The organism is Streptomyces sp. NPDC107550 (assembly GCF_055639095.1).
Genome location: NZ_JBVKBC010000018.1, coordinates 115290 through 137110, shown reverse-complemented (window position 1 = coordinate 137110; position 21821 = coordinate 115290). Strand labels below are relative to the sequence as shown.

At 73.8% G+C, this 21821-nt stretch carries 14 protein-coding genes and 1 tRNA gene; 5 read left to right on the top strand and 10 right to left on the bottom strand.

The window, feature by feature from the left end; all coding sequences use genetic code 11:
* Positions 1 to 236: 236 nt before the first annotated feature.
* Entirely contained in the window at positions 237 to 1214 is a 978-nt protein-coding gene (locus tag ACZ7LY_RS23200; RefSeq protein ID WP_471626576.1) for a methyltransferase domain-containing protein, read from the bottom strand.
* Positions 1215 to 1295: 81 nt separating this feature from the next.
* Between ACZ7LY_RS23200 and ACZ7LY_RS23195 the strand changes: the two genes are divergently transcribed.
* From ACZ7LY_RS23195 to ACZ7LY_RS23180, 4 genes are all read left to right on the top strand, one after another.
* Positions 1296 to 1700, top strand: a complete 405-nt coding sequence (locus tag ACZ7LY_RS23195; protein ID WP_471626575.1) for a globin — start codon at positions 1296 to 1298, stop codon at positions 1698 to 1700.
* 186 nt (positions 1701 to 1886) lie between these two features.
* Positions 1887 to 5159 carry an FtsX-like permease family protein gene (locus ACZ7LY_RS23190; protein WP_471626574.1) on the top strand — a complete coding sequence of 1091 codons (3273 nt, stop codon included), beginning with the start codon at positions 1887 to 1889 and terminating at the stop codon, positions 5157 to 5159.
* 1 nt (position 5160) lies between these two features.
* Positions 5161 to 7881: an ABC transporter permease gene (locus ACZ7LY_RS23185; RefSeq protein WP_471626573.1), complete on the top strand. Its 2721-nt coding sequence runs from the start codon at positions 5161 to 5163 to the stop codon at positions 7879 to 7881.
* A 178-nt stretch (positions 7882 to 8059) separates the two neighbouring features.
* A complete protein-coding gene (locus ACZ7LY_RS23180; protein WP_471626572.1) occupies positions 8060 to 9031 on the top strand; it encodes an ABC transporter ATP-binding protein in 972 nt (323 codons plus the stop codon).
* 28 nt (positions 9032 to 9059) lie between these two features.
* Here the strand turns inward: ACZ7LY_RS23180 and ACZ7LY_RS23175 are convergent, their stop codons facing one another.
* The 8 genes from ACZ7LY_RS23175 to ACZ7LY_RS23140 all read right to left on the bottom strand — a co-directional run bounded on the left by ACZ7LY_RS23175 (position 9060) and on the right by ACZ7LY_RS23140 (position 19674).
* On the bottom strand, positions 9060 to 9752 hold the full coding sequence (locus ACZ7LY_RS23175) for a DUF8185 domain-containing protein (RefSeq protein WP_471626571.1): 693 nt from the start codon (positions 9750 to 9752) through the stop codon (positions 9060 to 9062).
* Positions 9749 to 10168, bottom strand: a complete 420-nt coding sequence (locus ACZ7LY_RS23170) for an acyl-CoA thioesterase (RefSeq protein WP_471626570.1) — start codon at positions 10166 to 10168, stop codon at positions 9749 to 9751. The genes ACZ7LY_RS23175 and ACZ7LY_RS23170 overlap by 4 nt, the downstream gene beginning before the upstream one ends.
* Positions 10168 to 11832, bottom strand: coding sequence for an energy-dependent translational throttle protein EttA (gene ettA / locus ACZ7LY_RS23165; RefSeq protein ID WP_471626569.1), 1665 nt, complete (start codon positions 11830 to 11832; stop codon positions 10168 to 10170). Before ettA ends, ACZ7LY_RS23170 begins: the two co-directional genes overlap by 1 nt.
* Before the next feature lie 485 nt (positions 11833 to 12317).
* A complete protein-coding gene (gene argG / locus ACZ7LY_RS23160; protein ID WP_471626568.1) occupies positions 12318 to 13763 on the bottom strand; it encodes an argininosuccinate synthase in 1446 nt (481 codons plus the stop codon).
* A gap of 96 nt (positions 13764 to 13859) precedes the next feature.
* The gene (locus tag ACZ7LY_RS23155) at positions 13860 to 15281 is read right to left on the bottom strand and encodes a Cys-Gln thioester bond-forming surface protein (protein WP_471626567.1); all 1422 of its coding nucleotides are present in this window, start codon (positions 15279 to 15281) and stop codon (positions 13860 to 13862) included.
* Between the two features lie 307 nt (positions 15282 to 15588).
* Positions 15589 to 16107: a single-stranded DNA-binding protein gene (locus ACZ7LY_RS23150; RefSeq protein ID WP_471626566.1), complete on the bottom strand. Its 519-nt coding sequence runs from the start codon at positions 16105 to 16107 to the stop codon at positions 15589 to 15591.
* A gap of 118 nt (positions 16108 to 16225) precedes the next feature.
* Entirely contained in the window at positions 16226 to 18013 is a 1788-nt protein-coding gene (locus ACZ7LY_RS23145) for a YfjP family GTPase (protein WP_471626565.1), read from the bottom strand.
* A 5-nt stretch (positions 18014 to 18018) separates the two neighbouring features.
* The gene (locus ACZ7LY_RS23140; RefSeq protein WP_471626564.1) at positions 18019 to 19674 is read right to left on the bottom strand and encodes a dynamin family protein; all 1656 of its coding nucleotides are present in this window, start codon (positions 19672 to 19674) and stop codon (positions 18019 to 18021) included.
* A 568-nt stretch (positions 19675 to 20242) separates the two neighbouring features.
* Here ACZ7LY_RS23140 and ACZ7LY_RS23135 point away from each other — a divergent pair.
* A tRNA-Arg gene (locus ACZ7LY_RS23135) sits at positions 20243 to 20315 on the top strand.
* A gap of 227 nt (positions 20316 to 20542) precedes the next feature.
* Here the strand turns inward: ACZ7LY_RS23135 and ACZ7LY_RS23130 are convergent.
* On the bottom strand, positions 20543 to 21805 hold the full coding sequence (locus ACZ7LY_RS23130; RefSeq protein WP_471626563.1) for a recombinase family protein: 1263 nt from the start codon (positions 21803 to 21805) through the stop codon (positions 20543 to 20545).
* Positions 21806 to 21821: the final 16 nt, after the last annotated feature.

Here is a 21821-nt window from a genome sequence, read left to right as displayed (position 1 = left end):
CCACCCGCTACGACAAGACCGCCGAGTCATACACCGCCGCCATCACCCTGGCCTCACTCCTCATGTGGACATGACACTTTGACGACAGACCCTAGGGGAAGCTGCACGAAGTGCATGCTTCAGGGGCGCGGGGAACTGCGCGAGAAGCCCCACCGGCCCGCAGGCGACCACCCACCCGTAGTGCCCCGATAGGGGCGCGGGGAACTGCGCGAGACGGTGATGGCAGCGCCGGCGGGTCAAGGGAGTTGGCGTAGGGGCCAGTCGTAGGGGGCTCGCGGGGTGTCCAGCCAGGCTCGGGCGGACGATTCCGTGATCGTCAGGCCGAACCGGGGCCGCCCGGGCCGCCCCAGCTCCTCCCAGAGCGAGAATCCGGCCCCCGCATCAACCCCCGTAAGCCCGAGGAAGAACCGGAACTCCTCATCCCGCACGCCCCCGGACGGAACCGGAACCCCCTCCACCCCCCGCAGCGCGACGAAATACGCGGACGTCTCCAGAAACCGCCCCTCGGCGACAAGGTCGTCCCCCACCCGCAGCGCGACGACCCCCGTACTGACGGGCGCCACGATCACCGCCCCCGGCACGACCTGCCGAAGCCACCCACCCGGCACCCCCGGCAGCGCACACGTGGCGATCACCCGGTCATAGGGCCCGCGCCCGGGACACCCCCGCACCCCGTCCCCGGTGACGACCCCGACCCCCCGCAGCCCCGCGGCGGCGAGGTGCGCACGGGCGGACTCGGTGATCTCCGGATCGAGGTCCATCGTGGTGACGGCCCGCTCCCCGAGCCGGTACGCGAGCAGCGCCGCGTTGTACCCGGTGCCGGCGCCGATCTCCAGCACCCGGTTCCCGTCCCGCACGGCGAGCGCCGCGAGCATCCGCGCCATGAGGGAGGGCTGGCTGCTGGAGGAGATCAGCTCCCCGTCGCGCAGCCGGGTGGCGAGCGGCTGGTCCTCGTAGACCCCGCGCAGCCACTCCGCGCGCCGGGCGGGATCGGGGTCGCCGTGCCACAGGCGTTCGTAGCCGCCGCCGGGCACGGGCCGGTGGAAGCAGGGGACGAACAGGTGCCGGGGCACGGCCGCGAACGCCTCCCGCCACCCCGGGTCCGCGTCGAACGCCCCGCTCTCCTCGATCGCGCGCACGAGCCCGGCCCGCGCCCCCGCGGCCGCAGCCGCAGCCGCGGCCGCTTCGGCGCCTTCCGCGTCCTGTGCGTCCATATGTCCACTGTGCACGCGCGGGGCCGGGCGGCAAGACCTACGTCCTCGGTCCTCGGCCGGGGCGTCTGAGACGATGGAGGCGTGACTGAGATCCCGCGCGACACGCTTCAGGAGCAGACGTTCTACGAGCAGGTGGGCGGCGAGGAGACGTTCCGCCGCCTGGTGCACCGCTTCTACGAGGGCGTCGCCGAGGACCCGCTGCTGCGGCCGATGTACCCGGAGGAGGACCTGGGCCCGGCCGAGGAGCGCCTCGCGCTGTTCCTCATGCAGTACTGGGGCGGTCCCCGTACGTACAGCGACCACCGGGGCCATCCGCGGCTGCGGATGCGGCACGCGCCGTTCCAGGTGGACCGGGCCGCGCACGACGCGTGGCTGCGGCACATGCGGGACGCGGTGGACACGCTCGGGCTGTCCGAGGAGCACGAGCGGACGCTGTGGAACTACCTGACGTACGCGGCGGCCTCGATGGTCAACACCGCCGGCTGACCCCACCAACGCTCCCCGCCACCACTCCCCCCGCGCGGCCCGCCGCCGACCGCTCAGCGGCACGGCCGCACCGCTATTCGGCCACGATCCGGTACAGACCTCTTCCCAACCCTGTCGCCCTCTGACAGCATCCGGACAGACTTTCGGGGGCGCACGGCGTGGAACGGGGATGCGGGGGCGGCTGGGGTGTGGGGTTTTGTCCTGCTACGGGTGCGGGCGCATCGGCTGCTGCTGACCGCCGCCGTGCTGGCCGTCCTGTTGACGACATCGGTGCTGGCCATGCTCAGCGCGTTCTCCGGGGCGATCGGTGACGCCTCGCTGCGGCACGCGCTGCGCACCCGGGACACGGCGACGACCGCGCTCCTGGTCCGCGCGGACGTCTCCGCCGACGGCCGGAAAGCAGCGCTCGCCGCACTGGAAAAGGGCGCAGCGCGCACCTTCGACGGCCTCCCGACGCACCGCGCGGAGCTGACCGTCTCCGGCCCCTACGGGCTGCCCGCGCGCGGCACCAAGGCCGGCAAGCCCGGCACGGACAAGCCGGATCTGACGAAGTTCGCCTCGCTGGAGCCGTCCGAGGTACGCCTGACGGCGGGACGCCTGCCCCGGGAGCGGTCCGGCGCGGTCGTCGAGGCGGCACTGCCCGAGACCGCCGCCCGGCAGCTCCGGCTGCGCCCCGGCGACCGGCTGCGCCTGCACGACCGGATGGGCGGCCCCGACCGCACCGTCGCGCTGACCGGCCTGTACCGCCCCGCGCGCCCGCAGTCCCCGTACTGGACGCTCGACGAGCTGGGCGGTCGCGGGGTGCGGAAGCTCGACTTCACGACGTACGGGCCGCTGCTCGCGCCGCGTTCGGTGGTGGCGGGCGGCAAGGTCAGCGACGGGCAGTCGGCGTGGCTGATCGGCGCGGACTTCTCGACGGTGACCACGGGCGAGATCGGCGCGCTGCGCGACGCGGCTCACGCGGGCACCCGGCAACTGCTGCGCAGCAAGGCGCTCGCCGGGACGACCGCCGTGCGCACGGACCTGCCGGACGTGCTGGACCGGGCGGAGCGCGCGCTGCTCGTGTCGCGTTCGACGCTGCTGATCGTGGCGCTGCAACTGGTGCTGCTCGCCGCGTACGCGCTGCTGCTCGTGGCGCGGCTGCTGAGCGTGGAGCGGGCGGGCGAGACGTGGACGCTGCGGGCGCGCGGCGGCTCCCGGGCCCGGATCACGGCGCTCGCGGCGAGCGAGGCGCTGCTGCTCGCGGTGCCGGCCGCCGTGTGCGCGCCGCTGCTCGCCGGTCCGCTGACCCGGCTCGTCGCGTCGCAGGGCGCGCTGGCGCGGATCGGGCTGCGGCTCGACGTGGGCGTGGGCACGGGCTCGGTGTGGCTGGTGGCGGCGGCCGTCGCGGTGGGCTGCGCGCTCGCGGTGACGGTTCCGGCGCTGACCGCGCAGGGGCCGGGCGGCGGCCGGGCCAAGGCGCTGCCCGCGCCGGTGCGGGCGGGCGCGGACGTGGGTCTGCTGATCGTCGCGGCCGTCGCGTACTGGCAGTTGGACCGGCAGACGGGCGGCTCGGGCGCGCTCAGCGCGGACCGGGCGGGCACGCTCGGCATCGACCCGCTGCTGGTAGTGGCGCCCGCGCTCGCGCTGCTCGCGGGGACCGTGCTGACGCTGCGGCTGCTGCCGCCGGTGGCGCGGCTCGCGGAGCGGCGGGCGGCGAGCGGGCGTGGCCTGCCCGCGGCGCTCGCGGGCTGGCAGTTCAGCCGGCGGCCGATGCGCGGCGCGGGTCCGGTGCTGCTGCTGGTGCTCGCGGTGGCGATGGGCATGCTGGCGATCGGGCAGGGCGCGTCCTGGGACCGTTCGCAGGAGGACCAGGCGGACTTCCGTTCGGGCGCCCGGGTGCGGGTCCTCGCCACCGAGGCGGGCATGGCGCAGGCGGGCCGGTACGCGACGCTGCCCGGGGTGCGCGAGGCGGCGCCCGCCTACCGGGAGCAGACGACGCTCAGCGGTGAACGCTCCGCCACCGTCCTCGCCCTGGACACCGCACACCTGCCCGACGGGCTGATGCTCCGCGCCGACCTCGCCGACACCTCCGAGCGGCGGCTGCTCGCCGCCGTCTCGCCGGGCGCGCGCCGCGACCCGGGGGTGCGGCTGCCCGCGTCGGCGACCGGCGCCCGGCTCTCCGTGCGCGCGAGCCGCGCGCCGGGCGAGACGGCGAGCGTGTCGGCCGTCGTGGAGGACCGCTACGGGCTCGCCTACCGGGTGCAGGCCGGGCAGTTGCCCTTCGACGGCCGCGTCCACCGCCTCACGCTCGATCTGCGTACGGCGGCCCGGCCGCTGACCGTGACCGGCTTCGCCTTCGAGGCGCCCGTGCCCGTGGACCGGGGCGGGCGCCGCGGGATCGAACTGCGCGGGCTCGACGCGGTCGGCGAGGACGGTTCCGTACGGGCGACGAGCCTCGCGGACGTGCCCTGGTCGGCGTCGTCCTCGGTGAGCGGCGACGACCCGACGGTGACGGCGCCGACCTCCCCCGATCTCGACGACGCCTCCGTCAAGGCCGGGCGCCCCTCCCTCACGTACAGCTCGGGATCCGTGCGGGTGGAGGGCCGGGACTCCATGCAGCAGATACCCACCGTCCGCGTCGAACTCGGCGCGGACCGGGCCCCGGTGAACGCGGTCGCCGCCGTCGCCACCGACGCCTATCTGAAGGCCACCGGCACCCGCCCCGGCCAGCGCATGGACGTGACGGTGAGCGGCACGAACGTGCGGGTGCGCATCGCACGGTCCGTACGGGCCCTGCCCACGGCCGGCGCCGACACCCGCCAGGGCACCAAGGACGGCGGGGCGCTCCTGCTCGACCTGCGCCAGCTCAACCGGGCGCTCGTCGACGCCGAGGCCGACCCGGTCGCGCCCGACGAGTGGTGGCTGAACCCGGCGCCCGGCGCGGACGCGAAGGTCGCGGCCGAGCTGCGCGCGGAGCCGGACATGGACCCGGCGCAGGTCGTGGTGCGCTCCGAGATCGGCGAGCGGCTGCGCGACGACCCGCTGGGCGCGGGCCCGCAGTCGGCGCTCGCGGCGGCGGCCCTCGCGGCGGCGCTGCTCGCGGCCGTCGGCTTCGCGGTGAACACGGCGGGCTCGCTGCGTGAGCGCGGCGCCGAGTTCGCCGTCCTCGGCGCGCTCGGCGCCTCCCGCCGCAAGCTGGCCCGGCTCGTCGCCGCCGAGCAGGGCGTCCTCGTGACGCTCGCCCTGCTGGTGGGCACCGCGCTCGGGGTGTTCCTGACCCGGGCCGTGGTGCCGCTGATCGTGCTGACCGGCGACGCGACCCGGCCGGTGCCCGAGGTCCTGGTGCGGCTGCCGCTGCCGCAGGTGGCGCTGCTCCTCGCGGGCGTGGCCGCGACCCCCGTCCTGATCACCGCCGGGCTGGCGCTGCGCCGCCCGCCGCGCGCCGCCACGGCACTGCGCGTCCAGGGAGGCGACTGACATGTCCGGCACGACGAGAGCCGTGGCGCCCTGGGTGCGGACCCGGCTGCGGACCGCGCCGGGCGCGGCCCTGGGGCTCGCGCTGCTGGTCCTGCTGACCTCGTGCCTGGCCGCCGCGTTCCCGCGCGCCGTCGAGCGGTACGAGGACCGGGGGCTGCGCCAGGCCGTCGCCGCCGAGGCGCCCGGCCGGATGGTCCTGGACGTGCGCACGATGGACCCGGGCATCGAACTGCCCCCGGACGCGCGGGCCGAGCAGGTCACCGACGCGGGGTCGCGGGCGGTGGCGAAGAAGATCGCGGCGTCGCTGCATAGTCCGCTGCGCGCCGACCCGGAGCAGTCCTCGTACGGGGTGCGCTCGGCGGAGCCCATGGACGCGACCGACTCGTGGCTGCCGCGGCCGGACGATCCGCCCACGCAGTTCGTCCTCGTCGCGCAGGGCGGGCTCGCCGCGCACGCCTCGGTCACGGCCGGGCGGCTGCCCCGTCAGACGCACGACGGGGACGGCGCCGAGGCCGTCGTCACCCGCGAGACGGCCCGCGCGATGCACATCAAGGTCGGTTCGGTGGTGCATCTGGCGAACCTTCCGGCGCCGTTCAAGGTGCGGATCACCGGCATCGTCACCGCGCGCGAGCCGTCCGGCGCGTACTGGTCGGCGGACCCGCTGCTGCGCGGCGCGCAGCAGCGGTTCAACGGCGCGGTCCCGCCCCAGCCCTACTGGCTGGGCGCCCTGTTGCTGCACCCCGCGTCCGCGCCCGCGATCCTCGGCACGATCGGCCGCGCCGAGCAGTACTGGCGCATCGCCCCCGCCACCAGCAGCTTGACGGCACGTCAGATCCCGGCGCTGAAAGAGGCGTTGGCGTACACGACGGACGGGCCTGGTCTGCTGAAGGTGCGGGAGGCGTCCCACAGCGAGATCACCGACGTCTCCTCGGGTCTCGGCGACGTGATCGACCGGTACGAGGAACTGCGCGCCGGGATCACCCCGGTGGTGTCGGTCGCCGCGTACGGCACGGGCACGGTCGCGGCCGTAGTGCTGTTGATGGCGGGCGGGCTCGCGGCCGGCCGGCGGCGCGCCGAACTGGCGCTGCTGCGGGCGCGCGGCGCGTCCCTGCGCGGCATCGGCGGGCGGCTGCTGGCGGAGTCGGCGGTGGTCGCCGTCCCGGCGGGTGCCCTCGGCTTCCTGCTGGCCCTGGTCGCCGTGGACCACGGGGGCCTCGCCCGGTCCGCGTGGGCGGCGGGCGCGGTCGTGGCGCTGGCCTGCCTCGCCCTTCCGGTACGGGCGATGGCCGCGCACGGGACGCCCCGGCTGCACGCGGCCCGCGACGACATCGCCACCGCGCGCCCCTCGGCGCGCCGCACGGTCGCCGAACTCACCGTCCTCGTCCTCGCGGTCGGCGCCATCGTGGCGCTGCGCAGGCGCGGGGCGACGGACGGCGGCGACAGCCTCGTCGCGCTCGCGCCGGTCCTGCTGGGCGTGGTCGCCGCGTTCATCCTCGTACGGATCTACCCGCTGCCGCTGCGCGGACTGCTCGGGCCGGTCGGGCGGCTGCGCGGCGCGGTCGGCCTGCTGTCGCTCGCCCGGTCGGCGCGGGCCAGGGCCGGGGCGGGCACGGCCGTCCTGCCGCTGCTCGCGCTGCTGACCGCGCTGACGACGGCGGCCTTCGGCGGCAGCGTCCTCGCCGGTATCGATGGCGCCCGGGACCGCGCGGCGCTCCTCGCCGTCGGCGCCGACGCCCGCGTCGACAGTACGGACCCGCTGCCCGCCGCGCGCCTGGCCCGCGTCGCGGCGAGCGCCGGGGTGCGGACGGTGACGCGGGCGGCCGTACGGTTCGACGTCGAGGTCAAGGACGGCAAGCGGAAGCTGCCACTGGCCGCCGTGGACCCGGACGCTTACGCGCGCCTGGCCCGCGCCACCGGCATGGGCGCCTTCCCCGCGAGCACGCTGCGCGGACGCGGCGACGGCACGATCCCCGTCGTCGCCTCGCCCCGCCTCGCGGACCTCTTCACGGACGGCCGCCTGACGCTGTGGCTGCGCGGCGAGAACGTGCCGCTGCGGCTCGCCGCCGTCCGCACCGAGACCCCGGCCCTCGCGGACGACTTCCTCGTCGTCGACGCCCGCGCCCTGACCCGCGCCACCGGCGCCTCCACCCGCCCCAACTCCCTGCTGCTCAGCGGCGATCACATCGACGCGGGCGCGCTGCGGAAGGCGGCGGGACCGGCGGCCACGGTCCGGCTGCGGGCGGCCGAACGGGCCCGGTACGTCGACTCCGCGCTCCAGACCGGCGCCGCCGGGATCTACGCCACGGCCGTCGCCGCCGGCGCCGGGTTCGCGGCGCTCGCGCTGCTGCTGGCGCTGGCCCGGGCGACCCCGGAGCGGCTCGCGCTGCTCGCGCGGCTGCGCACGATGGGCCTGACCCGGGGCCAGGCGCGCCGGCTGCTGATCCTGGAGGCGCTGCCACAGGCGCTGGTCGCGGCGCTCGGCGGGGTGCTCACCGGGTGGGCGGCGATCAGGCTGCTCTCCCCCGGCCTCGACCTGACGAGCCTCGCGCTCGCCCAGGCGGCGTCGGCGGCGGCCCCGCACCTGCGCACCGACCCGCTGTCCCTGACGCTGCCGGCCGCGTGCGTCCTGCTCCTCGCCACGGGCACGGCGGCGCTCCAGGCGTGGTGGGCGGCGCGCACGAGCGCGGCGCGGGAGCTGCGGGCGGGCGAGGAAGTGCCGTAGCCGTGCGGGGAGTTGACGCCGTAGGAACAAGGGCGGTGGACGGCGGCACCGGAGCCGGACCGGCCGCCGCGCCCGCGGGACAAGGCGTAGCAGCCGCACCCGCCGTAGCAGCAGCACCAGCCACACCCGCCGCGCCCGCCGTAGCAGCCGTACCGGAACACCGAGGAGACCGAGCGAGATGACCCAGGACGCCCGGGACGCCCAGGCCGCGCCCAGCCTCAGCGAGCTGGAACAGCGGGCGGCGGCCCACAAGGACCGGCCCGCGTACGGCCATGACGCCCTCATCACCTGCGACCGCCTGGTCCGTATCTTCACCACGGACGGCGTCGAGGTGCAGGCCCTCCAGGGGCTCGATCTCCTCGTACGGGAAGGCGAGTTGATGGCGCTGGTGGGCGCGTCGGGCAGCGGCAAGTCCACCCTGATGAACATCCTCGCCGGGCTCGACGAGCCGACCGCCGGGGCCGCGAAGGTCGCCGGGCACGATCTGCTGACGATGACCGCGAAGGACCGGCTGCGCTACCGGCGCGAGGCCGTCGGCTTCGTCTGGCAGCAGACCGCCCGCAACCTCCTGCCGTATCTGACGGCGACTCAGAACGTGGCGCTGCCCATGCAGTTGAGGGGCCGCGTCAAGCGCGCCGAGAAGGCGGAACGCGCCACGCACCTGCTCGACCTGCTCGGCGTCGCCGACTGCCGCGACCGGCGCCCCGCGCAGATGTCCGGCGGCCAGCAGCAGCGGGTGGCCATCGCGGTCGCCCTCGCCAACGAGCCGAGGGTTCTGCTCGCCGACGAGCCGACCGGCGAACTCGACTCGCACACCGGCGAGCAGATCTTCGCCGCGTTCCGCACGGCCAACGAGGAGTTGGGCACGACCGTCGTCATCGTCACCCACGACCAGGCGGTCGCCTCCGAGGTGCGCCGCACGGTCGCCATCCGCGACGGCCGCACCTCCACGGAGGTGCTGCGCCACACGCAGGTGGACGCGGCGACCGGCCAGGAGTCCCTGGTCTCCCGCGAGTACGCGATGCTGGACCGCGCGGGGCGGCTCCAGCTCCCCGCCGAGTACACCCAGTCGCTGGGCATGCGGGACCGCGTGCTCCTGGAGAAGGAGGAGGACCACATCCAGATCTGGCCGGACGACCAGAACCACTGACCCGGGACCGGAGGGTGTCCGACGCAGGTCAGTGGCGGGGGGCGACCAGGAGGTCGCCGAGGCCGGCCGTGGCGCGCCGGACGACGACGGCGCCGTACGGGGTGCGCAGCCGCAGCCACGACCCGGACGCCAGCAGGTCCACCGCGTCGCCGGGTCCGCGCAGAAAGCCCAGGGAGACCGCCGCGTGCGCGAGCCGGACAGGCGCGCCGCTCGCGCCGATCTCCCGCGACCAGATCTCCCGTCCCACCCGGTCGAGTTCGGCGCGGGTGCGGGTCTCGGGCGCCAACTCCTCGACGCGCGCCCGGAATTCACCGACCGCCGCCTTCACGAGCGCCCGCAGCGCGTCCGCGCCGGGGAAGTCCTCGACGCGCTCCCAGCCGCCGCGCGGGGGCAGGACACCGGCCCAGGGCGGCCCGGTGACGGCCGCGGGAACGGCGAGACGCGCGGCGCCCTCGTCGACGGCGTCCAGCAACTCGCCCGCGGAGACGGTGACATCGAGGGTGCCGTCGACACCGTTCTCGTACGGCTTGAGCAGCCGGGCCGCGCGCACGGCCAGCACCTCGAACGAGGGCGGGCGCCCGAACACGGCGAGCGCCTGCCCGCCGGCCTGAGCCTGGACCCGTACGGCGGCGGCCTTGTCGTAGTGCAACAGCCGGCCGAGGAAGGCGGCGAGGTCCGCCGCCTCCCCCGCGTCGGCCAGGGACAGCACGGGCGCGCTCATGCCGCGAGCGCCCCCGAGGCGTCCTCGTCGTCCCGGTACTCCTCCAGGAACTCCCGTTCCTCGGCGGTGATCCGGCGCGGACGCTGCGCCTCGAAGTCGAACGGCACGATGACCGTCGACGCCCGCACGTAGACCTCGTCCGCGTCCTTCACCTCGTAGGCGAGGGTGAAGGACGCGGCGCGGATCTCGGTGACCCACAGATCGATGCTGACCGGCGCGTGCCGGTGCACCAACTGCCGCTTGTAGTCGATCTCATGGCGCGCCACCACAGACCCCTGCTGGAAGTCCTTGTCCGGGCGGAACAGGAAGTCGATGCGGGCCTCCTCCAAGTAGCGGAGGAACACGACGTTGTTGACGTGCCCGTACGCGTCCATGTCCGCCCAGCGCAGGGGGCAGGCGTAGGTGTGGCGAGCCATCAGCCGCGGGTCAGCTTCTTGTAGGTGGCGCGGTGCGGACGGGCCGCGTCCGGGCCGAGCCGCTCGATCTTGTTCTTCTCGTACGACTCGAAGTTACCCTCGAACCAGAACCACTTGGAGTTGCCCTCGTAGGCGAGGATGTGCGTCGCCACGCGGTCCAGGAACCAGCGGTCGTGGGAGACGACCACGGCGCAGCCGGGGAACTCAAGGAGCGCGTTCTCCAGGCTGGAGAGGGTCTCGACGTCCAGGTCGTTCGTCGGCTCGTCGAGGAGCAGCAGGTTGCCGCCCTGCTTGAGGGTGAGCGCGAGGTTCAGGCGGTTGCGCTCACCGCCGGAGAGCACACCGGCCGGCTTCTGCTGGTCGGGGCCCTTGAAGCCGAACGCCGACACGTACGCGCGCGAGGGCATCTCGACCTGGCCGACGTTGATGTAGTCCAGCTCGTCGGAGACGACGGCCCACAGCGTCTTCTTCGGGTCGATGTTCGACCGGTTCTGGTCGACGTACGAGATCTTGACCGTGTCGCCGACCTTGATCGAACCGGAGTCCGGCTGCTCCAGGCCCTGGATCATCTTGAACAGGGTCGTCTTGCCGGCGCCGTTCGGGCCGATGACGCCGACGATGCCGTTGCGCGGGAGGGTGAAGCTGAGGTCGTCGACGAGGACCTTGTCACCGAACGCCTTGCTGAGGTGCTCGACCTCGACCACGATGCTGCCCAGGCGCGGGCCCGGCGGGATCTGGATCTCCTCGAAGTCCAGCTTCCGCATCTTCTCCGCCTCGGCGGCCATCTCCTCGTAGCGCGCGAGACGCGACTTGGACTTGGTCTGGCGGCCCTTGGCGTTGGAGCGGACCCACTCCAGCTCCTCCTTGAGGCGCTTCTGGCGCTTCTCGTCCTTCTTGCCCTCGACCTTGAGGCGCTCGGACTTCTTCTGGAGGTACGTGGAGTAGTTGCCCTCGTAGGCGATGGCGCGCCCGCGGTCCAGCTCCAGGATCCACTCGGCGACGTTGTCCAGGAAGTACCGGTCGTGGGTGATGGCCACGACGGTGCCCTTGTACTGGGCCAGGTGCTGCTCCAGCCAGTTCACGGACTCGGCGTCGAGGTGGTTGGTGGGCTCGTCGAGGAGCAGCAGGTCGGGCGCCTCGATCAGCAGCTTGCAGAGCGCGACGCGGCGCTTCTCGCCACCGGAGAGGTTGGTGACGGGCCAGTCGCCGGGCGGGCAGCCGAGCGCCTCCATGGCCTGGTCGAGCTGGCTGTCCAGGTCCCACGCGTTGGCGTGGTCGAGGTCCTCCTGGAGCTTGCCCATCTCCTCCATCAGCGCGTCGCTGTAGTCGGTCGCCATCAGCTCGGCGACCTCGTTGAAGCGCTTGAGCTTGCCCATGATCTCGGCGGCGCCGTCCTGCACGTTCTCCAGGACGGTCTTGGACTCGTCGAGCTTGGGCTCCTGCATGAGGATGCCGACGGTGTAACCGGGCGTCAGGAACGCGTCACCGTTCGACGGCTGCTCCAGGCCCGCCATGATCTTCAGCACGGTCGACTTACCGGCACCGTTCGGCCCGACGACGCCGATCTTCGCCCCGGGAAGGAAGCTCAGGGTGACATCGTCGAGGATCACCTTGTCGCCGTGCGCCTTGCGCGTCTTGCGCATGGTGTAGATGAACTCAGCCAAGAGAAACCGTCCGGCAGTCGAAGTGTCGCAGCAAAGGCCCCGCGTGAGCGGCTCCACCGCGTGAGGGCAGATACACCCATCTTGCCGTACGGCCACCGCTGCGCGGAAACCCGTATCAGCGGGCGGCCCTGAACTGGGGGTTCGAGGGCGGTCGGGTAGCGCGGCGGACACGTTGGGTGGCCGCGCGCACCCAGCGCGGGCGGTACTCAGGGACGGGCATGCGGAAGTGAGTACGTGCGCGCGGGTCCGGGCGCCGGGCGGTCGTGGCAGTGGTCGTACGGGGGTCCGGCGCGGGGCGCTCGGGTTCCCGGCACGCGGGTTCCGGGCGTGGGGATGCTGGGCACTCGGGTCGCGGGCCCCGGGGCGCCGGGCGCGAGTGAGCGGGTCCGGCGCCCCGGGGCCTGAGGGCGTGAAAGAGGTCTGCCCCCGCCTACGCCGTAGGTGGGGGCCGACCTCTCGCACCGGGGCGCGCTGGGCGCCGGAGATCAGTCCGTGCCGAACTCCATCGCCGCGCGGTCCAGCGCCGCGTCGTCGCCGGAGACCTCGCCGCGGGAGGCGATGGCCTCGGCGCCGCCCTCGGGCATCGCGCCGATGAGCCCGGTCGCGGCGGCCTGCGCGGCACCGATCGCCGGGTCGGCGCTGCCGATCAGGCCGATGCCCGCGTACTGCTCCAGCTTGGCGCGGGAGTCCGCGATGTCGAGGTTGCGCATGGTGAGCTGGCCGATGCGGTCGACGGGCCCGAACGCCGAGTCCTCGGTCCGCTCCATCGACAGCTTGTCCGGGTGGTACGAGAACGCCGGGCCGGTCGTGTCGAGGATCGAGTAGTCCTCGCCGCGCCGCAGCCGCAGGGTGACCTCGCCGGTGACGGCGGCGCCGACCCAGCGCTGGAGCGACTCGCGGATCATCAGGGCCTGCGGGTCCAGCCAGCGGCCCTCGTACATCAGGCGCCCGAGCCGGCGGCCCTCGGCGTGGTACTGGGCGAGGGTGTCCTCGTTGTGGATGGCGTTGACCAGGCGCTCGTACGCGGCGTGCAGCAGGGCCATGCCGGGCGCCTCGTAGATGCCGCGGCTCTTGGCCTCGATGATCCGGTTCTCGATCTGGTCGGACATGCCGAGCCCGTGCCGGCCGCCGATCGCGTTGGCCTCCATGACGAGGTCGACGGCGGAGCCGAACTCCTTGCCGTTGATCGTCACCGGCCGGCCCTTGTCGAAGCCGATGGTGACGTCCTCGGTCGGGATCTCGACCGACGGGTCCCAGAACTTGACGCCCATGATCGGCTCGACCGTCTCCAGCGAGACGTTCAGATGCTCCAGCGTCTTGGCCTCGTGCGTGGCGCCCCAGATGTTGGCGTCGGTGGAGTACGCCTTCTCCGTGGAGTCCCGGTAGGGCAGGTCATGGGCGACCAGCCACTCCGACATCTCCTTGCGCCCGCCCAGCTCGGTCACGAAGTCCGCGTCGAGCCACGGCTTGTAGATCCGCAGGTTCGGGTTGGCGAGCAGGCCGTAGCGGTAGAACCGCTCGATGTCGTTGCCCTTGAACGTCGAACCGTCGCCCCAGATCTGGACGTCGTCCTCCAGCATCGCCCGCACCAGGAGCGTGCCGGTGACGGCGCGGCCCAGCGGGGTGGTGTTGAAGTAGGCGCGCCCGCCGCTGCGGATGTGGAACGCCCCGCAGGTCAGCGCGGCCAGGCCCTCCTCGACCAGCGCCGCGCGGCAGTCGACCAGGCGCGCGATCTCGGCGCCGTAGGTCTGCGCACGGCCCGGGACCGAGTCGATGTCGGGCTCGTCGTACTGGCCGATGTTCGCCGTGTACGTGCACGGGACGGCGCCCTTGTCGCGCATCCATGCGACCGCGACGGAGGTGTCGAGGCCACCCGAGAAGGCGATGCCGACGCGCTCGCCGACGGGGAGGGAGGTGAGGACCTTGGACATAGGAAGAGTATGCATCACTACTCATGTTTATGCAAAGGCCCTCGCCGCCCCTTCCCCGGCGGGGTCAGACGTTCCGCGCCGCGCGCCCGGCGGGGCTCACTCCCCTCCGGTAGCCGGCGGGGGCTCCTGCGGCCCCTTCTTCCTGCGCGCGAGGACCAGCGCCCCGCCGCCTACGAGCACGAGGAGGATCGCCGCACCCGCGATGACCGGCGTGGCGCCCGAGCTGCCGGTCTCCGCGAGGTCCGTGCCGCTCGCACCGGCGCCGGTGCCGCCCACGGAGGCGGGGCTCGGCTGGGCGACCGTCTGCGAACGCAGGCCCTCGTCCGGCGACGCCGCCGCGGCCGTCCGGCAGTCGAGCACCCCGCGCAGTCTCTTCTCGAAGCCGTTCGGCCCGGTGATCGTGAAGTCGTACGCCTGGTCCTCCTGCAACGGCACCGTCACCGTCCGCGTGGCCCCGGCCTCGATCGTGTGCCGGGTGCCCATGAGGGTGAAGGAGAACGGCGCGTCGCCCCTGTTGGCCGCCGTGATGTCCAGGCCGCCCGCTCTGCAGTTCTTGCGGGCCGAGACCGCCGGTATCGCGCCGTGCCCGGCCCAGGTCGCCGTGGTCGTGGCGGCGACCGTGGACTCGCTCGACCCGGCCAGGATCTGCGCCTGGCTGCGGGTGTCGGAGGTGAACACGCGGCCCACCGGAACCGTCGTCGACGCCTGCGCCGTCAGCTCCGCCGAGCCGGGGTCCGCGTCCTTCGGTACGTCGAAGAAGACCTTGCCGCCGTCGGCGACCGAGGTCACCGGCTTGCCGCGCCGGTCGACGACCTTCACTCCGCCCGACGCGGCCTCGGCGGGCGGCGTCAGCATCACGCTCTCGGCGTCCGTGCGCACGGTCACCGGCCCGATCCGCTCCCCCGGCCTGCCCGACACGGCGCCCGGGGTCAGGCTCAGCGAGGCGCCGGGCTCCCCGAGCCGCCGCGCGCTGCCGTACAGGTGGTCGGCCAGCTTCTCGGCGGCCGGGCTCGACGCCTTGACGTCGGCCCGGTCCGAGTAGCGCCAGATGGCGACCTGGGTGCCGGCCGCCGCGTCCTGCTCGGTGAGGGCCGGGGTGCCGGCGGCGCGGGCGAGCGCCGCCAGATCGTTGACCTGCGGGTAGGAGTTCTGCAGGATCCAGCGGATCTTGCCGGCGTCCGGGTTGGCACCGAGCGAGGTGCCGCTCCACGACGACTCGCTGTAACGGGCGTCCGGCTGCGTCGGGTTCTGGATGTCGACGCAGTAGGTCCGCAGCATGCCGCCGCCGTCCACGTCCATCCGGAACAGGCCCGCCGCGACCTTCTCGTCGCGCCCGTCCACGCGGACGACCGCCGTCCCGTACGTCTCCAGGCCGCCGAGCGTGGCGCTCGCGCCGCCCTGATCCGCGGTGCCGTCGTCCGCGAAGGCGCTACCGGTGCCCGATATCGCCCCGGTCAGCGCGAGTCCCGACACCAGGGCCGCCGCGGCGAGACGGGAGGCGACCCGACTGCGTCGCACGGCCCGTGCGAACACTCCAAACACGTGATTCCCCTTCAGGCAGGACGGTTCGACACATGGGGGGTGGTGTCCCGCCGGCACGGTCGAGGCCGGAGCGAAGCAGCCGCATGGCCCGCGAAGTCCGTATCAACTCGTGCGATTCAATTGACCCTTGAGTCCCGCGAAGCTTCTTGAGCTACGCCCGGCATCCTAGGGAAAGGGCCACACATGATCCCCGGAGGTTTCCTCCGGCAACCGATCCGAATCGCAATCGTTATCGCCGACACGGGCTTTGAGCTGCACTTATCGACAAATCGCCGGTTCCGCTTCAGCCGACGGACGCCGCCTGCGGGAGTGCCGGAGCCGGTTCGCCCGTCCTCTTCGCCGGCGCGGGGCGCACCTCGAACGACGGCTCGTCCGCGCCGCCCGGCACCCCCGCCCCGGCCCCCTCACCCGTCTCCGCGCCCGGCCCCGGGTCCGCGCCCGCGCGCCGCGTCGCCCTGCGGTACGCGGCCGTCCCGCGCGACAGATCGTGCCCGACCGCCGTCGCCTGGATGTCCGCCGACGTCCAGTGCTGGCCGCCCCGCTCCTCGTCGCGCACCTTCAACCGGCCCTGCACGATGACCGGTTCGCCCACCGCGAGCGACGCCTGCACATTGCTCCCGAGGCTCCCCTTGGCCCACACCGTGAAGAAGTTGGTGTGGCCGTCACTCCACACGTTCCGCACCCGGTCGAAGTGACGGGCCGTCACCGCGAGCCTGAACCGGGCCACCGGCCCCGTCGGCAGCTCCCGGTACACCGGCGTCGTCGCCACGTTCCCCACCACCGTCAGCAGCGTCTCGTTCATGTCCCGCTCCCCTCCCCGTCCACATCCGCGTCAGCGTCGTACGGCCGGTGCCGGACCCTCCGGCCGACCGCACGACCCAGACTGCCCCCGCCGCCCGATCCCCGCCGCGGCCTGTGTCCTACCGGCCGGTTGTGGAAAACCCCGTCACCCGAACGTATTGCTCGCGCACCTCCCGGTACCGCAGCAGCTCCGCCGCGACCGGATCGAGGACCCGGGCCCGCCCGCACGCGGCGGCGGCGTCACGCAGGGCGCGTTCGGCGTCCTGCCCGTAACGGCGCGCAGGGCCTCTCGCGGCCAGCCGGCACGCCCACTCCACGCACGGGCCGCCCACGATCCCCGTCAGCATCATCAGCACCGGCACCCCCAGGTTCGGCGGCACGACGCCCACGATCTGCGCCACCAGCCACAGCCCGCCGACGATCTGGATCAGCGTCATCGCCGCCTGGACCAGCACCGCGACCGGCCACCATCCCGGGCGCGGCGCCCGCTGCGCCCCCGCCTCGGTGTCGTACGCGCCGCGCTGCCCGCGCGGGCCCGAGCGGGCAGCCCCGGGCGGGGGTCCGACGGCGGTGGCGCCGACGGCCAACTCGTCGAGGGCCTCCGGCAGCCCTTCGGCGCCGCGCGCGGCGGCTTCCCGCACCGCCTGCGCCCAGGGCGCGGGCAGCCCCGTTGCGGCGGCGTCCCCGACCGCGCGTGCCGCGTGCTCGACCCGCTGCCGCGCCGTGGCCTCCTCCTCCAGCGGCACCTCCGGCGCCGGCGGCTGGGAACCCGCGGCGCGCCGGTCCTCGTACCAGCGCCACAGCCGCAGCCAGGGCGTGCCGCAGGCCCGGTTCGCGCCGCGCGCCCAGGCCCGTTCGGCGGCCTGGCCCGCGGCGGCGGCGCCGACGGCCTCCGCGAGCCGGTCGGCGAACTCCTCGCGGGCCTCCTCGCTCAGCCCGACCTGGCGGCCCGCCGCGTACACGGGGCGCAGCCGGTCGGCGGCGGTGGTCACGTCGGCGGCGATACGGCGGGCGGCGGCGCGGCGCTCGGCGGTGAACTGGTCCAGCGTCTCGCGCAGTTCGCCGACGCCGTCGCCGGTCAGCGCGGACAGGGCGAGGACGGTCGCGCCGGGTTCGCCGTGTTCGCCGAGCGCGATGCCGTCCTCGTCCAGGAGGCGGCGCAGGTCGTCGAGGACCTGTTCGGCGGCGTCGCCGGGCAGCCGGTCGATCTGGTTGAGGACCACGAACATGACCTCGGCGTGGCCGGCCATGGGCCGCAGATAGCGCTCGTGCAGCATCGCGTCGGCGTACTTCTCCGGGTCGACGACCCAGATCACGGCGTCGACCAGGCCGATCACGCGGTCCACCTGCGCGCGGTGTTCGGGGGCGGCCGAGTCGTGGTCGGGCAGGTCGACGAGGACCAGTCCGTCGAGCACGGCGTCGTGCTGCTGGCTCTGCAACGGGCGGCGGCGCGAGCGCCCCGGGATGCCGAGCCGGTCGAGCAGCCCTGCCGCGCCGTCGGTCCAGCTGCACGCGATGGGCGCGCACGTGGTGGGCCTGCGCAGCCCGGTCTCCGACAGGGGGACCCCGGCCAGGGCGTTGAACAGGGTGGACTTGCCGCTGCCCGTGGCGCCCGCGATGGCGACGACGGTGTGCCGCGCGGACAGCCGGCGGCGGGCCGCGGCCTCGTCGAGCACCCGGCCGGCCTCGCCCAAGGTGGTGTCGTCGAGGCGCGCGCGGGACAGTCCGACGAGTTCGCGCAGCGCGTCGAGGCGCTGGACGAGCCGTGCGTCCTCGCGCCCGTCCGCGCTGTCGGGGCCGGTGCCGGGCCGCTCCAGCAGGTCGCCCGCGCGCGCGTCGGCACGCCGGGCGATGAGGCCGTCGTCCCAGGGGCCGGTCTTCTCGCTCTGATCCGTGACGGCGCTCACCGCCCTCACCTCTCCTTCTGCAACAGCGACAGGGCCGCGATCAGTTCGGCCTGGGACTCGGGGGTGACGCCGAGCGCGTCGAGGGGGGCGAGGCGGCGTTCGCGTTCGGCGCCGAGGACGCTGTCCAGGTACTCGCCGAGCAGGCGTCCGGCGCGGTCGCGCAGGCGCAGGGCGGCCTGGGCGCCGATGCGTTCGGCGAGGTTCTCGCCCGCCGCGCGGGCCCGGCGGCCGCCGAGCAGGGCGGTGGCGACGAGCGCGGCGACGACCTCCGGGTCGGGCAGCGCGGGCGCGCCGCCCTGCGCGTCCGCGACGGCCCGCACCTCCTCGTCGGCGTACTCCTCGAGGACGCGCCGCCAGCGTCGTACGGCGATGCCCACCCGGTGTTCGGCGCCGCCCGCGCCGGGGTCGGGGGCGGTCAGTTCGGGGGCGCGCCCGCCGGGTTCGCGCCGCCAGGCGTCGTCGACGCGTTCGTCGGCGGCGGTCACCGCGCACAGCAGCAGCGCGCCGAGACTTTCGACAAGAGCGTCGAGGAGTTCGCCCGCGGTGCAGTCGACGGGGTAGCTGCGCCAGCGCTTGAGGGCGTCACCGGCGAGGACACCGCCCTTGTGCAGCCGTTCGCGTACGCGCGCGTGCTCACTGTCGTACGCGTCCTCGACGGCGGCGGTGAGCCGGACGGCGGCGCTGTACTGGGCGGCGACCGCGGAGGCCAGCTCCGGCATTCGGGCACGCAGGGACTCCAGGGCGCCGCGGGCGGTGCGGGTGACGGCGAGGGCGCGGGCGTCGGGGTCCTGGGCGCGGTGGGTGAGCCAGGCGCGCAGCGGGGCGACGGCGGTGGCGGGCAGGAGGCCGCCGCCTCCGGTGGACTCGGGCAGTTCGGGCACGGTGAAGCGGGGGACCTCGCCGAGTCCCGCCTTGGTGAGCAGTGCCTCGTACTGGCGTGAGACCTCGGTGACGACCTGGTGCGGTACGCGGTCGAGGACCGTCACCAGGGAGGCGTCGTGCTCCTTGGCGGTGCGCAGGAGGTGCCAGGGGACGGCGTCGGCGTAACGGGAGGCGGTGGTGACCATGATCCATACGTCGGCGGCGCTGATCAGGCGGGCGGCGAGCAGGCGGTTGTCGGCGACCAGGGAGTCGATGTCGGGGGCGTCGAGCAGGGCGAGGCCGCGGGGCAGGGTGCCGGCGGTCTCGACGCGCAGGACGCGCTGCCCGTCGTCGAGGAGCGGGTCGAGCGCGTCGTTCTCGTCCTCGCTCTTGTCGTCGGCGCCGTCGGGTTCGGCCTGGCGGGGCACCCACACGCGCGTGAGGTCGGGCAGGACGCGCATGCCGGAGAACCAGTGGTGGTCGTCGGGGTGGCAGACGAGGACGGGCGTACGGGTGGTGGGGCGCAGCACGCCCGCCTCGCTGACGACGCGTCCGACGAGGGAGTTGACCAGGGTCGACTTCCCGGCGCCGGTGGAGCCGCCGACGACGGCGAGCAGCGGCGCCTCGGGGGCGCGCAGGCGGGGCACCAGGTAGTCGTCGAGCTGCGCGAGCAGTTCGGTGCGGTTGGCACGCGCGCGTGGCGCTCCCGCGAGGGGAAGCGGGAAGCGCGCGGCGGCGACGCGGTCGCGCAGCGCGGTCAGTGCGTCGAGCAGCTTAGGCCGTACGTCCAAGGTCACCACATGCGAAGAATGCCCAAGCCTGTCGGCTTTTTGAAGCATATGGCCACTTCTGCGCGCCAAGACGACGCCTACGGCGGAGCGGGGGGCCGCCGGGGCGGCCTGCCGAGGGGTCGCCGGGGCGGGCGGTGAGGCGGGTCGCCGGGGCGATCGCTCGGGCGGGTCGCTGGGGCGGGTGAGGCGATTGCTCCCGGAGTTGACGCGGCGGGGCGTCACGCGCGCGTAGCGATGCGTGACGGCGGGTGTTGGCGCATACCGGGGCGTAACGGCGTGTACGGGGGTGCGGTAGGCGTGCGATCCGCCACACTCACCCACAGGAAGCGCACAGCGGGAGCAAAGGGGAGACAGGGGGCGCAGGCATAACGAGTGCACAACACCCGGGGCGCGAGGCGCCAAAAGCGATGCAGGATTCGTACCTGCCTGCGATTATCAGGACCGCTTCACTGAACCTCCACATCACGGCGTGACAGCGAAGCAGCAAGGACCGGGTCCAGGGAGCCCTATCCTTGTCCCCGGCAAGGGCGCGGATCTCCCCCACATCCACCCGCCCGACCCACCCGGCCACACACCGGCCCCCGTAGCTCAGTGGATAGAGCAGGCGCCTTCTAAGCGCTTGGCCGCAGGTTCGAGTCCTGCCGGGGGCGCCCAGAACATGGCTGGTCAGAGTCTTCTCGGACCGTCAGCGGAGTGAGGGTGCGCGCCGTGAGATCCGCCAGTTCGGTGGCGGTCGCGGCCGGGATGGTCACCTGAAGTTGAATCTCGCGGTGGGGGCGCAGGTAGCGGACCTCCAGCCGGAAGGCGTCGTAGAGCTGTCGCTGGGCTTCCTCAGGGAGCGCGCTCAACCGGGTGCTGAGCTGTGGCAGCAGCTTGATCAGTGCCGTGTTCTGGGCCGGCGACCCGGCTGTGGCTCGTTGCTGGTGCTCGTGCAACTTCTGGTGAAGGTCGCGGCGTTCACGACGTTCGCCGGTTCCTGGCCCGCGCCGAGCTGAGCCGCAAGGAACTCCTCGCGGCGTGGACCGAAGATCCGGTCGGCAAAATACCAGTGGATGGCATCGAGCAAGATCTTCTCGCTCAGCCACAGTGCCTTGGGGTGCTGGTCGAACCATTCGGCTTTGCTGCGGCGGGTCTCGTCCTTGTAGCAGACGCGGTACGGGAGATCCTTGCTGACCTTGCCGAACATCCGACGGTCGCACAGGGCGCAGTAGACGTAGGAACGCAGCGGATAGGTGCGGGTGGTCGCGGGGTGGGTGTTGGGCTCGGAGCCTGAGCGTGAGCCTTGGCGAGATCCCTTGTCGGCCCAGACGGAGTCGAACAGCTCCCGTGTGACCAAGGGTTCGTGGACGGGGCGCGGGGACCAGATCCATTCGGAGACCGGGTTGGTCTTGTTGCCGCGCTCCTTGCGGGCCTTGCGGTTCCAGACCTGGTAGCCGGTGTATTCGGGGTTCTCGAGGATGCCGCGGACGGACCGGACGGTCCACTTGCCGACGGTGGAGGTGGTCTTGTTCGCCACTGGAGGCGGGTACTTCGCCAAGTTCCGGTTGAGCCGGTCGGCGAACGCCCGGTAGGTGAGCCGTTCCAATGCGCGCAGCCGGAAGATCTCGGAGACCACTGGCCCGCAGAGCGGGTCCGGGACGAGCCTGTGCTTGGTGCGGCCCTCGGCCCGGCGGGCGGGTACGGGGTGGGGGGCCTTGTCGGCGAGGTATCCGTACGGGGGCTTGCCGACGTTCCAGCCCTGTTCGGTGTGCTCGATGAAGCCGTCCCAGGACAGCTCCAGCATCTGCAGGACGTACCACTCGGCGACGGCCTGCTTCACGCGCCGGGTCAGGGTCGGGGTCGCGCGTTTGGCGGTGGCGCTGGTGAGGATCGGTTCGTCGGCGGCGCACAGGGCGACGCCGTTGCTCTCCAGCTCGTGCTCGATCTTGGTGCCGAAGTACGTACGGCGGGCAACACGTTCGATCGATTCGCAGATCACGGCGGCGAATCTGCGTCCCGGGCTCGCGGCCTCGTCCAACAGGTCTGCGATGCCGCCGTCGCGCGGGATGGGAATGGCGAAGCGTTCGTGAGCGCGGCTGCGACCGCGCTCGTCGAGTTCCTTGCGCCCGGACTCGACGTCGTAGAAGTGCGCGACGATCACCCATCCAGGCGGCAGC